At 61.4% G+C, this 15,327-nt stretch carries 9 protein-coding genes; 8 read left to right on the top strand and 1 reads right to left on the bottom strand.

All coding sequences use genetic code 11. The features are described 5' to 3' along the window. Positions 1-136 precede the first annotated feature (136 nt). Positions 137-1,123, bottom strand: coding sequence for a hypothetical protein (locus IC235_RS14675; protein WP_191005944.1), 987 nt, complete (start codon positions 1,121-1,123; stop codon positions 137-139). Positions 1,124-1,290: 167 nt separating this feature from the next. Between IC235_RS14675 and rpoN the strand changes: the two genes are divergently transcribed. The 8 genes from rpoN to IC235_RS14635 all read left to right on the top strand — a co-directional run bounded on the left by rpoN (position 1,291) and on the right by IC235_RS14635 (position 15,318). Continuing rightward, positions 1,291-2,871: an RNA polymerase factor sigma-54 gene (rpoN, locus tag IC235_RS14670; RefSeq protein WP_191005943.1), complete on the top strand. Its 1,581-nt coding sequence runs from the start codon at positions 1,291-1,293 to the stop codon at positions 2,869-2,871. Positions 2,872-3,015: 144 nt separating this feature from the next. Next, positions 3,016-5,838 carry a response regulator gene (locus IC235_RS14665; protein WP_191005942.1) on the top strand — a complete coding sequence of 941 codons (2,823 nt, stop codon included), beginning with the start codon at positions 3,016-3,018 and terminating at the stop codon, positions 5,836-5,838. A gap of 464 nt (positions 5,839-6,302) precedes the next feature. Then, complete coding sequence (locus IC235_RS14660; RefSeq protein WP_223847316.1) at positions 6,303-8,384, top strand: OmpA family protein; 2,082 nt, start codon at positions 6,303-6,305, stop codon at positions 8,382-8,384. 909 nt (positions 8,385-9,293) lie between these two features. After that, on the top strand, positions 9,294-9,788 hold the full coding sequence (locus tag IC235_RS14655; RefSeq protein WP_191005940.1) for a response regulator: 495 nt from the start codon (positions 9,294-9,296) through the stop codon (positions 9,786-9,788). Between the two features lie 2 nt (positions 9,789-9,790). After that, a complete protein-coding gene (locus tag IC235_RS14650) occupies positions 9,791-10,552 on the top strand; it encodes a polysaccharide biosynthesis/export family protein (protein ID WP_191005939.1) in 762 nt (253 codons plus the stop codon). A 2-nt stretch (positions 10,553-10,554) separates the two neighbouring features. Next, positions 10,555-12,699 carry a GumC family protein gene (locus IC235_RS14645; RefSeq protein WP_191005938.1) on the top strand — a complete coding sequence of 715 codons (2,145 nt, stop codon included), beginning with the start codon at positions 10,555-10,557 and terminating at the stop codon, positions 12,697-12,699. Continuing rightward, positions 12,696-13,973 (top strand): MATE family efflux transporter, encoded by a 1,278-nt coding sequence (locus tag IC235_RS14640; protein WP_191005937.1) that lies wholly within the window; start codon positions 12,696-12,698, stop codon positions 13,971-13,973. Before IC235_RS14645 ends, IC235_RS14640 begins: the two co-directional genes overlap by 4 nt. Before the next feature lie 202 nt (positions 13,974-14,175). Continuing rightward, positions 14,176-15,318 (top strand): glycosyltransferase family 4 protein, encoded by a 1,143-nt coding sequence (locus IC235_RS14635; RefSeq protein ID WP_191005936.1) that lies wholly within the window; start codon positions 14,176-14,178, stop codon positions 15,316-15,318. Positions 15,319-15,327: the final 9 nt, after the last annotated feature.

Below are 15,327 nucleotides of genomic sequence, written 5' to 3'. Positions count from 1 at the left end.
ACTCGTAAGATATACAGCCGGCTCTTGGTGGCCATTCCAAACCGCAAACCGGCCGGCGGGCAGCTGCACCGTAGACCAATGTTGGGTAGCTGATGTATTAACGCAATAGCGGAAGCCCTACTACCTCACCCTGTGATTAGGAGCGCTCGGACGACACGGGTGGATGAATTTCGGCCAGCAGGGCTCGCACCTCAGCGGCGGGCAACAGGCGGCGGAAACGAACATCTGGCCGGTTGGCGTCGTGCATCAGCGCCAGGAAGTTCACATCCCAGCTGCGAGCCATACGCGCCTCTTTTTCGGTGGCTATCAGCGTGACCTTGCCCCGCACCCGGGGCAGGCTAAACACGGCGGCCTCGCCCCAGGCCAACTGCCACGAATCGAGGGGGCCGCCGAGGTAAGCAGCGGTGGTCAACCACTCGAACCGGGCATGGTCTTCCTCAACCGGGCTGGTGCTAGCGTCGCCCCGCGCATAGCGCAGCAGCCCCGGGTCGATGGGCACCGGATGGCTCGTCAGCTTCAGCCCGGCGGCCTGCTCCAGCACCAGGGGCTGCAACAGCGTGAGCAGCTGGAAAGTATTGTGCACCTGCGCTACCGACACTTCCAAGCCCGTTTCGTTAGTCGGGAATAATACCCACAACACGTCTTCGTCAGCCGCCCGGGCCATATGTAGCAGGTACCCAAAGTGGTCGGACAGGTCCTCGTACTCTTCCAGCCAGGTCAGCAGCTCGGCCTGTTGCTTGAGCAGAGCACGGGCACTGGCCGAGCGGCAGAGCATGGCCATCAGCCCAATAACGGAAAAGCACCACGTGTCGGCGGCAATGGGCTCATGCAGATGGCGCAACCTATCCAGGTGAGCGAGGCCACCGGGTACTACGGCGTCGGGACTAGCCCCGTCCTCCACCAGGCGGCCGGTGAGCACAAGTAGGGCCGCCGATTTGGCAGCGTCCAGGTCGGGCAGGCGGGCACCTATCCTAGCCAGCGCGTCGTTTTGTTCCGCGCTGGGCAAGGCGTGGAGCCACTTGAGCGCCCGGGCGGCTTCCGGGTCTTGCAGGGGCGTGGCGGCCAAGTCAGTGGGCAGCACCGCCCAGTTAAAAAGGTTTGCTAACTCAATTTCCTGGAACATGCGGTTGGATGCTGGAGAAGGCGGAAAGTCCGCCGACGAATTGCGGCAAAAGTAGGCTTTGGCTCTGGTAGACACCGGGGTTAAGACCGACTGTTCGGGCTTAACTTTCCGTGCCAAACTTCAGTTAAAAAACGCCCGACGGCTTCTCTTTCCGTACTTTCGTGCTTATGCAACGCCTCGACCTTAAACAACTCTTATCTCAGAAGCTTAGCCCGCAGCAGATTCAGTTTATTAAACTGCTGCAAATACCAACGGCCGAGCTGGAGACGCGCATTAAAGAAGAGATGGAAGTGAACCCGGCTCTGGAGGAGGACGAACCCGACGAGTCGGAGGAAATGGAGCGCGACGATGATGACGGCGACGATACGGACGACCCCGACGCCGCGCTCGACAACGACGAAAACACGCTCGACGAGGACTTCGACGACCGCGCCGCCGATCAGGAGCTGGCCGACGAGATGCCGGAGCCCGAAATGCAGCTCAAGGACGACAGCTCCGCCGACGCTGCCGACAACCAGGACCTGGACCTGAGTGAATACCTCAACGACGATGAGATTGCGGGCTACAAGATGCAGGGCGACGGCCCCGGCGAGGAAGAAGAGCGCGACACACCCCTGGCCGATACCAGCGCCTCCCTCATCGACTCGCTGCTCGACCAGCTGCATTTCGCCGATTTAGACGAGCGCCAGGAAGCCATTGGCCAGCAGCTCATCGGTTCGATTGACGGCGACGGCTACATCCGGCGCGACCTCTCGGCCATTGCCAACGACCTTGCTTTCGCCCAGAACCTGGAAGTGACCGTGCCCGAAATTGAGGCCGTGCTGCGGGTGGTGCAGGGTTTCGACCCGCCCGGTATTGCCGCGCGCGACTTGCCCGAGTGCCTGCTGCTGCAACTGGAGCGCCGGCCGCAAGACGAGGCTACGAGCAATGCCGAGCGCATCCTGACCGAGACATTCGACGAGTTCAGCAAGAAACACTATGCGCGCATTCAGCAGAAGCTTGACTTGGAGGATGAGGAGCTGAAGCAAGCCATCAACGTCATTCTGAAGCTGAACCCCAAGCCCGGCGGCAGCGGCCCCAGCGGCCTGGGCAAAACGCAGTACCTGATGCCTGACTTCATTCTGACGAACGATAACGGCGTGTTCAACCTGACCCTGAATTCGCGCAACGCCCCCGAGCTGCGCGTGAGCCCCGCGTACACGGAGATGTTCCGCACCTACGACAAGGCGGCCAAGAAAGACCAGAAAATGAAGGAGGCCGTGACCTTCGTCAAGCAGAAGCTCGACTCGGCCAAGTGGTTTATCGACGCCATTCGGCAGCGCCAGAACACCCTGCTGCGCACCATGAACGCCATCGTGGAGCTGCAGCGCGACTTCTTTGCCGAAGGCGACGAGGGCAAGCTTAAGCCCATGATATTGAAAGATATTGCCCAGCGCATCGGCATGGATATTTCGACGGTGAGCCGGGTGGCCAACTCCAAGTCCATCCAGACCGAGTTTGGCATTTATCCGCTCAAATTCTTTTTCTCCGAAGGCATTGCCACCGACTCGGGCGAAGACGCTTCGAGCCGGGAGGTGAAAAGTATTTTGAAAGATCTAATCGGTAACGAAAACAAAGAGCGCCCGCTGAGCGACGATAAGCTGGAGAAAATGCTCAATGCCCGCGGCTACAACATTGCCCGCCGGACGGTGGCCAAGTACCGCGAGCAGTTGAACATTCCGGTAGCGCGGCTGCGCAAAGAATTATGATTTCACGCAGAAATCATCAAGCAATTGATAAATAGCTTATATTTAGCCAAGGGTCATTTCCTGCTTGGATAATTATGATCCCCAGTAATACACTATTAATAATTCTAACCAGGGTCTATCGATTAAACATCTACCCGCCCAGCTATGCTACCCGACCTTCCTACCGACCCCGCCGAGCTACGGGACCTTCTTCTTAGCGAACGTGCCCGCCGCGAACAGGCCGAAGCGGAGGTAGCCCAACTCCGCTTGGTGAGCCGCATTCCCCAGCTAAACCCCAACCCCATACTGCGGGTAAGTGCCGCGGGCGAGCTGCTTTTTGCCAATGCGGCCGCCAGCAAGCTGGCCCGGGAGCTGGCAGGTCCGGGGCCTTCCCAGGTTCGGGTTGAGCTGCTGCACGCCATCGCCGAAGCCCTGCTTACGGGCAAGGTGGCGCAACGCGAGGTGCTGACCGACGGCCAGTACTTTTTGCTCTTTACGGTACCCGTCGTGGAAGAAAGCTACGCCATGCTTTACCTCACCGACGTAACGGCGCAGCGGCGGGCGGAGCAGGAAACCCGCAAGCAGCGCGAATTCTACGAAACCATTCTAGGCCACTTGCCGGCGGTGGTTACCGTGCTCGACGCCGACCAGCGTTACCGCTACCTGAACCCCTATGCTCAGCCCGACCCGATTAAGCGGCAAACTCACCTGGGCAACACTTTTTTCGACCGCTGCACGCTGCTGGGGCTGCCTCAGGAGTTGGCGGTGCGCCGCCACTCCTTATTCGAGCAGGCTGTAAATACCCGCGAGGTAGTGAGCTGGGAGGAGCGCTGGCCCGGGGTGAATGGGGCCCCCACCGTGTACTGGCTGTGTTATTACCAGCCCGTGTTCGGCGACGACGGCGCTCTGCGCCTGATGATGGGCTACTGCCTCGACATTAGCACCCGCCGGCAAGCCGAAGCCCGTACCCGCGTCAGCGAAGCTGCCGTGCAGGCGCAGCAGGCCTTCACGGCCCTGGTGCTCGACCTCAACCCCAACCTGATTTGGGTGCGCGACACCAAAGGCAATACCTTGTTCGAAAACGCCGAGATGCGGCGGCTACGCAAGCAGCTCAGCGAGCTGGCGGGCACTGATACCATGGAAGCCGCCCTCGACAAGGAAGAGATCAAAGTCTCGGCCGCGGCCGACCAGCAGGTGCTGCGCACGGGCCAGGCCCTGACGATTCAGACCTCGGTAAAGCTGGCCAGCGGCGAAACGCGCTGGTTTCAAACCGTGCGCTGCCCCCTGGTGCTGCCCGATGGCACAGCCCAGGTGCTGGGGGTGAGCACCGACATCACCGCCCTGAAAGCGGCCCAGCACGCCGCCGAAGCCGCCGCCACGGCCCGCGAAAACTTCCTGGCCAATATGAGCCACGAAATCCGCACGCCCCTCAACGGCGTGCTGGGCATGACCAACCTGCTGGCCAAAACCGGCCTCAACGAACAGCAGCTGGATTACACGTCCGTCATTCAGCACTCGGGGCGCCACCTGCTGAACGTGGTCAACGACGTGCTCGACATGGCCAAAATCACCTCCGGCCGGCTCGAGCTGGAGCAGGTCGCGTTCAACCTCTGCGATTCGATGGGCAAGGCCGCCGAGCCCCTGATCATGCAAGCCCAGGAAAAGGGCATTCGAGTAGTGGGCGTCCTGCTGCGCGATTCCTGCCCGCATCCGTGGGTAATAGGCGATTCCTACCGGCTCAACCAGATTTTAATTAACCTGCTTTCGAACGCCATTAAGTTTACGCCCGCGGGCGGTACGGTGGCGTTGGGCGGCTACTTCGTAAGCGAAACCGAAGACACGCTCACCACCGAGTTTCGGGTGACCGACACCGGCATTGGCATTGCGGGCGACAAGCTAGAGAGTATTTTCCAGGAGTTCACCCAGGCTTACGCCGACACCACCCGGCAGTTTGGCGGCACGGGCCTGGGCCTGAGCATCAGCCGGGCCCTGGTAACCCAGATGGGCGGGCAGCTGACGGTTCAGAGCGTGCCCGGCAGGGGCAGCTCCTTTTCCTTCATCATCACGCTGCCCAAGGCCAGCCCCGAAGCCTGGGAAGCGGCCCAGGCCCCGCTCGCGCCGGTGCACGAAGCAGCCGTGCGCGGCTGCCGGGTACTGCTGGTGGAAGATAACCCCGTGAACCGCGAGGTAGCCCAACTGCTGCTGGAAGGCCACGGCGTGCTGGTCGACCAAGCGGCCAGCGGCACCGAAGCCCTCGAGCTGTTCGAGAAGCGCCGCTACGACGTCATTCTGATGGACATTCAAATGCCCGGCATGAACGGCTTGGAAGCTACGGCCCGCATTCGCGCGCATGCCGACGCCACGCGGGCCGCTACCCCCATCCTGGCGCTGACGGCTAACGCATTCCGGGCCGATGCGGAAAAATACGCCGCCGCCGGCATGAACGACACTCTGCCCAAGCCCTTCGACGAGACCGAGCTGCTTAGCAAGCTGGCTTCGTTGATTGCCGGCTCCGAGCTGCCCCGCGGTGAGGGTGCCCCCGCCAACGCTATGCCCTCGAGAAAGGCCCACCATAAGCCAGGCAAAACCGAGGTCGAAAGTAAAAAACCGGTGTCCGCCCCGGCCCCCGAAATAGTCTCCCTGTTTGATCTGACGCTGCTGACCCAGACGGCCCACGGCAGTACGGCCTTCATCAATCGGGTGCTGGCTTCCTTTCACGCCAACACGCCGACCAGCGTGATTGCACTGCGCACCGCTCTCGCCACGGCCGACTGGCCCGCCGTGGCGGGCCTGGCTCACAAGCTCCGACCCTCATTACACCTGCTTGGCGCCACCAACTTGGTGCCCTCGCTAAAAACGGTAGAATCCCCGGCATCGACCGATGAGGCGCGGCGGGCCGCCGCCGCCGCATTGGCGGTAGGCTTAGAAGAGCTGCTTCAGGTTTTACCGCAAAAAGTTCATAGCCCGCCCGCGCTGATACCGCAATAGGCCCAACCGAAAACCTGTGATCAATATTCTAATTATCAATACTTTATTATCAGCTTAATTCCGGGCGCGGTACCACTTCTTCTCGTACGCTTGAGCCAGGGGCGGATGACGTCTATCCGGCAGAAAAGCGGCCTATGGCCTTAGCGCTGGAGCTTGTCCTGCATTAGTGCCTGTGCTCAGCGAATTAGTTAATCTCTCTTAATCAGTTAATTTCTCTCATCCGCAACACGCCGGATTATAGCCTGGCCAGGTAGCGGAAGGTGCCGGATATCACCGAATTATCAGGTGTAAATGGCATTCAACCTGCTGCCTCGGCTAGTTGCTTCGGCAGAATGCAACATGAGCCCGCTGGGTTTGTGCAATAGTTTTTTGTTAGGTTAGCTGCAAATAAAGCCGCTCGGGCCTGCCACCGCATTTGTGCTCTGGCGCACGCGTCCGAGAGAATTTGCTTTCTGCTTTTAGTAATGATGATTCATATGAGTTTAAGCCGGTTAGTGTCGCTGGGGCTACTGGCCTTTTTCCTGATTGCCGCCCCTAGTCTCCAGGCCCAGCGGGTTCAATGGGCCGCTCGCCTGGTGGCCGTGTCGTCGCAAACATCAGAGGGCAAAGAACCTTTTTCCCCCCAACAAGTGCTGAGCACGCCCAACGCGCTGCCATTGGGCCAGCTCAGCAATGATGCCTGGTCTCCCCGCAAAGAGGGTCCGAACGAGTTTATTGAGGTTCGTTTTGCTCGCTCCATTGCCGCGCAGCAGGTGACGGTGGTTGAGAATTTCAACCCTGGTTCCATTACCAAAATAGAGTTGGTCGACACCAAGGGAGGGCACCACGAAGTGTACGCTAACAACAACCCTGGCCCCCTGCCCGAACCCTTCCGCACGCTGGAAGTGCGGTTTCCGGCCGCCGACTACCGCACCTTGGGGGTGGTCGTGCACCTGAATACGGCGAAAGTGGAGGGCGTCAATCAAATCGACGCCATTGGCATTGCCGACGTCGCGTCGACCATGGTTAAGCAGGCCTTCGATGCGCCCAAAGGACCGGACGCCGTGAAATCGACCCAGTTCGACTCGGCTCTGGTAAACCTGGGCCCGAACGTGAACACCCGGTACGTCGACACGCACCCGGTGATTTCGCCCGATGGCCGGACGCTGTATTTTGCCCGCCAAAGCTACCCTGAGAACGTGGGCGGCAGCCGCGACCCCCAGGATGTGTACTACTCGACCCTAATCAACGGCAAAAACAAAACCTGGAGCCAGGCCCGCAACCTCGGCAGCCCCGTGAACACGCCCGATGACCCCAACGGCCTGGCCTCGGTATCGGCCAACGGCCAAAGCGCCATTCTCATCAACATTTACAACCGCGACGGCACCATCGACCCGCAAGGCTGCAGCCTGAGCAAGCGCACCCGCATGGGCTGGACCGAACCGGTTAAGCAGAACATCAAGGACTTCGTGAACCTGGACAAGGAACACGTCGACTTTTTTCTGGCTACTTCGGGTAAGGCCCTGCTGATGGCCGTGGAGCGCCCCGATGGCAAGGGCGGGCAGGACTTGTTCGTGAGCTTTCCCGTGCCGGACGTCGCGAACACGTGGAGCAAGCCTAAAAATCTGGGCCCGAACGTCAACACCGTGAAGTCGGACTTTGCCCCCTTTCTGGCCGCCGACGAAAAAACGCTGTACTTCGCCAGTGAGGGCCGGGGCGGCTACGGCAAGTCCGACATTTTCTACACTAAGCGCCTAGACGACACCTGGACCAACTGGAGCCAGCCCCGCAACCTGGGGCCCGTTGTGAACTCGCCGGACTTCGACGCCTACTACACGATTTCGGCGGCGGGGCAGGATGCCTACCTGGTGTCGTCGCGTAACGGCATTGGCAACTCCAAGGACATCTTCCGCATTTCGCTGGCGCCCGCGTTTCAGCCCGAAGTGGTCACGCTGGTGACCGGCCGGGTGCTCGACCAAAATACCCGCAAGCCCGTACGGGCCATTATTCACTACGAAAACCTGCTGACGGGCGAGGAAATCGGCATCACCGAAACCGACCCCGTTGATGGTTCTTATACCATCGTCCTGCCGACCGGCGTGCAGTACGGCTACCGCGCCGAAGCCAAAGGCTACATCGCCGAAAACGCCAACCTCGACGTCTCGGCCAAGAACAAATACTCCGAGCAGAAGCAGGATCTGTTCCTCGTGCCCTTCACCGTGGGCCAGACGGTGAAGATGAATAACATCTTCTTCCAACAGAGTAAGTACTACCTCACCCCCAACTCGTACCCCGAGCTGGTTCGCCTCATCCGCATCATGCGGGATTATCCGACCGTAGAAATCAAAATCTCCGGCCACACCGATAACCAGGGCGACCCGGCGCTCAACCTCAAGCTGAGCAAGGATCGAGTGAATGAGGTGAAGAAATACCTCAGCAGCCACGGCATCAACAGCAGCCGCATCACCACGGAAGGCTTCGGTGGCACCAAGCCCATTGCCAGCAACGACCGGGAAGAGACCCGCGCCAAGAACCGGCGGGTGGAGTTTACAATTATGAAGAAGTAAGGCGAACTCAGATGGAGGCTCCGACGGTGTGGCTCTGCTCCGTCCTGGCTGGGCCCCAGCGCCGGAGCAAGACGATAAAGCACGGGGGCCGGGTAGCGGCTGACCGACGCGGCCCTTATTCTGAATCTTCCCAGAAGCAAAACCAACCAAGCCGGCGAATTGGAGCAAAAGGCGGTTTACTACGCTTCCAACCCACTTTTCTGCCTCATCCGCGCCTGCAAGGCATGGATGGAACGGCTGGGGAACGTACCATTGGCCCGCTGTTTGTCTCGCTCGGGGCAAAACCGGCGAAGGGGCCCGCCTTCGCAGCGCCGGCTTTCGGGTCGACGCGTGAACGTACTCATGAGAGCGCACTTGGGTCATAAGTACCCGGCCCATGCGCGACGGGCTTTCTTCATTGCCACGGCCAAGCTCAACGGGCAGTCCCATTAATTCGTCAAGAACCAGACGAAGCAGAAAACCGATGCCACGATAGGCCGCTACTCCCGGCTCGATGCCATCAGTGCTTTATAACGGGGCTCATTCATTGGAACCGTAGCTTGGATGGGTTAGATAACGCGCCGGATGGACGCCGTTGCAGCGGAAGCGAGTGTGGAGCATCCGACCCAAAAGTATAAATATAATTCAAATTCTGAAGTCCTCCTGACTTAGGAAATATCGCCAATTCCTTTGTTCACAAGGAATTATTACACCGACACAATACTCAGTATAAGCCATAATAATTATATTTTCATTTAAACCACCCCTCATTTCAACTACCTCACCAGTGCTCCATATTTCAGATACATCTCTGGAATATGGAGCGCTGCATTTGCAAAAAGTGATTTTATCTCATTGGTAATTAGTGATTTGATTTAATCTATCCGTTTTGGCACTCGCTTGGCCTTGCTCCCGCCAAACGAAAACGCCATGCCCGATACTTCCCTTAAAATCTTTCTGGTCGACGATGACCCTTACTGCCGCTGCCTGATGGAGCAAGCGATGCGGAACTACGGATTCCACGACGTGCACCTGTTTGATAACGGGGCGGACTGCCTGGATTCGCTCATTGAGGAGCCGGACATCATTTTCCTGGATCAGATGATGGGCAGCGTGTCGGGCACCGATGCGCTGCGGGCCATCAAGCGCTTCAACCCCGACACCTACGTGGTGCTGGTGAGCGGCCAGAGCAAGATGCAGGTGGCCGTCGATTCGCTTAAGCTGGGCGCCTTCGACTACGTGATTAAGAACGAGCATCTGGGCGAGCGTCTCGTGGCCGTGCTCGACAAGATTGGGGCCATGCGCGACCTGCTCGAAAAGCGCCAGCTGGCCCGGCCCTCCCGCTTCAAATCCTTTCTCAATTCTCTGCCCAAAGTATTGCCGGCACGGGGCTCCCGGGGGTTTACCAACCCTCCAATTTCATGATAATGAACACCATCTCCACCATTCGGCACCGCTCGCTGCAACTCTGCCTGCTGCTGGTGCTTAGCCTACTGAGCAGCTGCACCCAAAACATGTTTGTAACCAAGAAGAAGCTGCCGCCGGCCAGCGCGCTCGACGTGGGGCCCAACTACCAGTACCACCTGCGCAAAGACGACAAAATCAGCGTGAGCGTGTGGGACCATGAGGAGCTGAGCGTGGGCTCCATCTACGGGCACTACAGCGTGAACGAAACCGAGGGCAAATGGACCATGGTTGATGCCCAGGGCAATATCAATGTACCTAAGATGGGTAACGTGCACGTGGAAGGCTTAACGGTGCCTGAAGCCGAAGAACTATTCGAAAAAATGCTGAGCAAGTGGATTTTGGCCCCCCAGCTGACGCTGAAGGTGCTCAATATGGAAACCACCGTGCTGGGTGAAGTGGGCCTGCCCGGCAAGCAGCGGCTCGAAAAAGAGCGCAACACCCTGGTGGAAGTGCTGGGCAAGGCCGGCGACATGGGCGTCTATGCCGACAAGCGCCACGTGAAGCTGCTGCGGCCGGCCGCGGGCGGCACCCAGGCCGTGGAAATGGACCTGACCCAATTGAGCGCCTTCGACCTCAACAACATCGTGGTGGTGCCCGGCGACGTGGTGTACGTGCCCGCCAAGAGCGGCAAGCAGTTCGACCGCAAGGCCCCCTCGGTGCTCGGCATTGCCTCCATCGTGAGCACCGTTCTCGTCATTACCCGCTTTTTCGCAACCAAATAATTATGAGCGACTCTTCCCCCACTACCCACTTGCTCCGCCCGCTTTGGAAAGGGCTGCCCATTATTCTGGTGTGCCTGGGGCTCAGCCTGGCCGCCGCCTGGCAGTACCTGCGCTATGCCACGCCGATGTACGAAAGCACGGCCAAAATCAAGCTGGCCGACTCCAACGAAGGGGCCATGAATACAACCTTGATTAAGAACTCCGACGCGTTTTCGCTGGTGAACCGGGCCAGCGCCGAAGTGGAGCTGATGCGCTCGCCCCTGCTGCTGGCCCGGGCCCTCGACAGCCTCAACTTCGACGTGAGCACCTACCGCGTGGGCAAGCTGCGCAGCAGCGAAATGTACGCGACCAGCCCATTTCTGGCCAACATGACGCTGCACAACCCCCAGTGGGCCGACCAGAACTTTGACCTGGTGATTGACGAGGCCGGGCTGGTAACGGTGACCGCGCCCTCGGACGAGGTGGTGACCGGCAAGCTGGGCGACAGCCTGCACTTGGCCGGGGCCGATATGCGCATCTCGGCCAACCTCGCGCTGCTGAAAAAGCGCCCCGACGTGCCCCTGGCCGGCCACTACCGGCTGGTGCGCCACGACCGGGGCCGGCTGATTGAGGCCATCGGCCGGCAGCTCGACGTGAGCAGCACCGACCCTGACGTGCCCGTGCTGCGCATCAGCTACCAGAACCCCGTGGCGCAGAAGGCCGCCGAGCTGGTGAATGCCCTGACCAAGGTGTACCTCGAAGATTACATGGCCACCAAGTACAAGGTGGTGAACGCTACCTCGGCCTCGATTGCCGAGCAGTTGAAGACCGTGCGCAAAACGCTGGCGCACTCCGAAGACTCGGTGGAGGACTACCGCGACCGCAAGCGCATCGTCAACATTAAGCAGGAAACGGAAACCGACCTGCACAAAATCGCGGAGCTGAAAATTCAGCGGGCCAACATTCAGATGAGCCTGGCGGCGGTGAATGACCTGTACTCCTACATGACCTCGGGCAGGGATAAAGCCCTGACGCTGGCCCCCAACTTTCAAGCCTTCAACGACATGCTTTCGACCGACATCGTGAAGCGCATCAAGGATCTGCAGGCCGAGAAGCACGATTTGCTGCTGCGCTTTACGCCTGAGGACAGCCACGTGAAGGCCGTGGACATGAAGCTGGCCGACCTGAACAATTACCTGCTGGAAAGCGTGCGCAACACGCGCAACACGCTCACCATCCGCTACCGCGATATTGACCGTAGCATTTCGCAGTCGCAAGGCGCGTTTAAGGGCTTGCCCACGCGGGAAAAGGATTTGGCCATTCTGGAGCGGGACTTTCAGCTCAATGAGAAGCTGTACACCTTCCTGCGGGAGAAGGAAACGGAGGCCGAAATTGCCAAGGCCACGCCCATTACCTACCACCGCATCATTGCGGCCGGGCTGGTGCCCATCGAGCCCAAGTCGCCCAACCGGGGCCTGGTGCTGCTGATTTCGGGCTTTCTGGGCCTGGTGCTGGGCACGGTGCTGGCCTACCTGATAGCTGGCGTGCGCGCCACGCCCGGCAATGCTTACGGCGTGCAGAAGGAGACGGACACGACGCTGGCGGCCAGCATTCCGCACCTCGGCGACGAGCCGGGCGGGCAATTGGCCTTCTTCAAGCAGTTAGTAACCCGGCTGGCGCTCAAGGGCCTGCTGGCCCCCGGCACTAAGCTGGTCATCAACGCCTTTACTGACCGCGAAGGGCAGGCGTTCTTCTTTGAGCGGCTGCGGGACGCGCTGCTGATGCAGGGCCTGAAGCTGCGGGCCTTGGTGCTCACCGACGACCTATCGCCCAACCCCGACGCCCAGCCCGATGAGCTGCTGCTCATTCAGAACGTGCCCCTGGCCCACGATAGCTACTCCCTGGCCGTGATGACCGGCGCGCAAGCCAACCTGGTCGTCATCGACGGGCGCAGCACGCCCACCGCCCGCCTGGCCGAACTGGACCTGCTGATAGCCGAATACCAGCTGCCCAACGTGCAGCTGTGCCTGAACCGCGCCGGCTACGACCCCGGCTTCGGCCGCCTGCTGGCCCGCCGCGTGCGCCGCTGGATACGCCGCGCCCCGCGCCGCGCCGCGCCCGAAGCCGACGGCCTGACCCTGCCCGCCGGCCTCGACCTGCAGGCGTGAGCAGCACGCTAACCCTCGCGCCCCGGGCCGCTGGTCTGGGGCGCCTGGCGGTAGCGCCGCGCTACTGGGTGGTGGCCGGGCAGGCCACCGTAAGCGGCACCACGTTTATTACTAACCTTTTCATTGCCAAGCTGTGGGGAATTCAGATTTTTGGCGCGTACAGCGCCTGGCAGCTCGTGTTGCTGCTCGTGTTGGCCGGGCAGGGGGCCATTATCAGCCAACCCATGCAGGTGGTACTCGGGGGGCTGCCGGCCACCCGCCGCCCGGCTTATCGGCGGTTACTGCTGGGCTGGCAGCTGGTAGTTAGCGGACTGGCGGTGCTGGGCATCGTGGCCGGCGCACGGTGGCTGCCGCAGGCAGCGGCAGTGCTGCCGGCTTTTGTGCTGCTGCTAGCCGCCGCCACCGTGCAGGATACCCTGCGCAAACTGCTGCTGGCCGGCGGGCAGGTGCAGGCCGCCCTGCTCAGCGACGTAGTATCGGGCGGGGGGCAACTGCTGGTGCTGGGGCTGCTGGCGCTGGGGCCCGGCCCGGCCACCCTGCCCCAGGTGATGTGGGCCGTGGGCCTCACCACCATGCCGGCGCTGCTGCTGAGCGCGGGGGCGCTAGGTACCTGGCCTAGCCTGCGGGGCGGGCGCTGGTTTGGCCGGCGGCACGGGCGGCAGGTGCGCTGGCTGCTGCCCACGGCCCTGCTACAATGGGCCTCGGCCAATGTGCTGCTGGTGTTTGCGGGCTGGGCAGGCTCGCCGGTGATGCTGGGGGTGCTGCGGCTGGCCCAAACGGCCATGGGCCTCTTCAATATGGGGCTGCAGACGGTGGAAAACTACGCGCTGCCGCGCCTTAGCCAGAGCTTTAGCAGGGCCCCGCAACGCTTTGTGACCGAGCGGGCAGCGCTGGCCCGCAAGATGCTGCTGGCGGCCGCGCCAGTGCTGGCGCTGCTGGCGGCCGGGGCCGGGCCGCTGGTGGCCCGGCTGGGACCGGCCGGGGGCACCGACTACGCCGGCCTGCTGCGCTGGTGTTGCCTGCTCTACCTGGTGATTGTCCTGGTGTATCCGCTGCGGCTCACAGTGCGGCTGCAGGCCGATTCGCGGCATTATTTCGGGGGCTACGTGCTCAGCATTGGGGTGTCGCTGCTGTCGGTGCGCTGGCTGACGGGGCACTACCAGGCCAGCGGAGTGGTGCTGGGCTGGCTGCTGGCCCAGTTGGTGCTGGGCGGCTACTGGGCCTGGTCGCTGCGCCGGCCAGCGGGCGGCGGGAGAGAGAAAATGGCCTCATAGGGGCGGCGGGCCGGTGCTCCAGATTTCAGACGATGAATCTGAAATCTGAAGCGGCATTCAGCAGCCTTGAAATTAATCTATTGAATTTCAATATTCTAAAATAATATAAAGGGTTTGGCACTGCCTTGGTCTTGGGCCGGCCAAACGATATTTCACCCGGGCCGCCCCGGAACCGGGCCGGGCCAGACATTTAACTAATGCCATGAAAATTATCCACTTGATCCTGGGCAAAGCCAATCCCGAGCGCATGAACGGCGTGAACAAAGTGGTGCACGCGCTGGCCACTCAGCAGCACCGGGCCGGGGCCGACGTGGCCGTGTGGGGCATCACCGCCGACGTTACGGTGAACTACCCACCGCGCGAGTTTCCGACCCAGCTGTTTAAGGCCCGGCGCAATCCGTTTGCCCTGCCTCGGGCCCTGGGGCCCGTTCTGGCCGCGCTGGCCGCCACAACCCCCGACGTGGTGGTACACCTGCACGGGGCCTTCATTCCCGTGTACCACACGCTGGCGCGGCGGCTCACAGCGCTGGGCGTGCCTTACGTGCTGACGCCCCACGGCAGCTACAGCCCGGCCGCGCTGGGCAAAAGCCGCCTTACTAAGCTGGTGTACCAGTATCTGTTTGAGAACTATCTGCTCCAGCACTCGGCGCGGGTACACTGCCTGGGCGCGAGCGAGGTGGTGGGCGTGCGGCAACTCAGCCACAACCTGCGCACCAGCCTGCTGCCCTATGGCTTCGAGCCGCCCCGGCCGGTGGCGCCCCTGTTTCCGGCCGCGCCGGGCCGCTTCCGGGTGGGCTTCTGCGGGCGCCTCGACGATAATCATAAGGGGCTGGACTGCCTGATTGAGGGCTTTGCCGAGTTTGCCCGCCACGTGCCCGAAGCCGAGCTGTGGATAATCGGCGACGGCCCCGACCGCGCCCTGGTGGAAGACTGGGCCGCCGATGCGCCCGAAGGCTCGGTGCAGGTGCTGGGCAGCCGCTTCGGCGACGAGAAAATTGCCCTGCTGGGCCAGTTACAGGTATTCGCCCTGACCTCGCACTACGAGGGCCTGCCCACGGCCGTGCTGGAGGCCGTAGCGCTGGGCGTGCCCTGCGTGGTGACGGAGGCGACCAACCTGGGCAGCTACGTGCGCGAGTACGGCTGCGGCGAGGTGCTGCCCACCGCCAGCCCCAAGCTCCTTACCGAGGCCCTGCACCGCCTCTACGACCAGTGGGCCTTGGCTACGACCTCGGCCTCGGCCAAGGCCATGGCCCAACGCTGCCAGCGCATGGTGCGCACGGCCTTCAACTGGCCCCACCTGCTGCCGGCCTATCACCAGATGTACCAGCAAGCGTTGGCGGCTTAACCCCTTTTT

This window comes from Hymenobacter montanus, from assembly GCF_014699115.1.
Classification (GTDB): domain Bacteria; phylum Bacteroidota; class Bacteroidia; order Cytophagales; family Hymenobacteraceae; genus Hymenobacter; species Hymenobacter montanus.
The sequence above is the reverse complement of the archived record's forward strand: the minus strand, read 5'-3'. Positions and strand labels throughout refer to the sequence as shown.